Origin of the sequence: Streptomyces eurythermus, assembly GCF_014649115.1 — a bacterium.
Classification (GTDB): domain Bacteria; phylum Actinomycetota; class Actinomycetes; order Streptomycetales; family Streptomycetaceae; genus Streptomyces; species Streptomyces eurythermus.
This window is the reverse complement of the sequence record NZ_BMSK01000056.1, coordinates 1-1336: the sequence shown is the minus strand read 5'-3', so window position 1 is coordinate 1336 and position 1336 is coordinate 1. Positions and strand designations below refer to the sequence as shown.

Sequence of the window (1336 nt, the reverse complement as noted above, 5' to 3'; positions counted from 1 at the left end):
ACCCCGCTGCGCGAAGGCGCCGAGGAATACCTGGACTCGGAGAAGTACCAGCTCAGGCCCCGCGACTGGGAGGCCGCCGAGCGCGAGGGCCGGACCATCGCCCCGCTCATCACCCGCCTCAACACCATCCGCCGCCGCCATCCGGCACTCCAGCGGCTGCGCAACCTCCACTTCCACGACGCGGATCAGGACGCGGTGCTCGTCTACTCGAAGCGCACGGGAACGGACACGGTGATCGTGGTCGTCAACCTCGACCCGCACCACACCCAGGAGGCCACGGTCTCGTTGGACATGCCGCGACTCGGCCTGGACCGGCACGAGTCCGTGCCGGTGCGCGACGAGCTCACCGGTGAGACCTACCACTGGGGCAGGGCCAACTACGTGCGTCTCGAACCGGGTCACAGGCCCGCGCATGTCTTCACCGTCCTGCGACCGTCCAACCCGCAGATCGGAGGGTCACCCACGATATGACCGTCAACGAGCCCGTACCGGACACCTTCGAGGACACGCCCGCCAAGGACCGGGACCCGCAGTGGTTCAAACGCGCCGTCTTCTACGAGGTCCTGGTCCGTTCCTTCCAGGACAGCAACGGTGACGGCGTCGGCGACCTGAAGGGCCTGACCGCCAAGCTGGACTACCTCCAGTGGCTCGGCGTGGACTGCCTGTGGCTGCCGCCCTTCTTCAAGTCACCTCTCAGGGACGGCGGTTACGACGTCTCCGACTACACCGCCGTCCTGCCCGAGTTCGGTGACCTCGCCGACTTCGTGGAGTTCGTGGACGCCGCCCACCAGCGCGGCATGCGGGTGATCATCGACTTCGTCATGAACCACACCAGCGACCAGCACCCGTGGTTCCAGGAGTCGAGGCGGGATCCGCACGGGCCGTACGGGGACTACTACGTCTGGGCCGACGACGACAAGCAGTACCAGGACGCGCGGATCATCTTCGTCGACACCGAGGTCTCCAACTGGACGTACGACCCGGTGCGCAAGCAGTACTACTGGCACCGCTTCTTCTCGCACCAGCCGGACCTCAACTACGAGAACCCGGCCGTCCAGGAGGAGATCCTCTCCGCGCTGCGGTTCTGGCTGGACCTCGGCATCGACGGGTTCCGGCTGGACGCGGTGCCGTACCTGTACCAGCGGGAGGGCACCAACTGCGAGAACCTGCCCGCCACGCACGATTTCCTGAAGCGGGTGCGCCGGGAGATCGACGCCCAGTACCCGGACAAGGTGCTGCTGGCGGAGGCCAACCAGTGGCCGGAGGACGTGGTCGACTACTTCGGCGACTACTCCGCCGGCGGCGACGAGTGCCACATGGCCTTCCACTTCCCCGT

1 protein-coding gene and 1 pseudogene are annotated in these 1336 nt (G+C 66.8%); both read left to right on the top strand.

Features of this window, described 5'->3' with window-relative positions:
- Positions 1-471 (top strand): annotated as a pseudogene (locus IE251_RS40435) (DUF3459 domain-containing protein); the annotation flags it as partial.
- A partial coding sequence (locus IE251_RS40430; protein ID WP_268253383.1) for an alpha-amylase family glycosyl hydrolase occupies positions 468-1336 on the top strand: 869 nt, incomplete at its 3' end. The pseudogene IE251_RS40435 and the gene IE251_RS40430, both read left to right, overlap by 4 nt.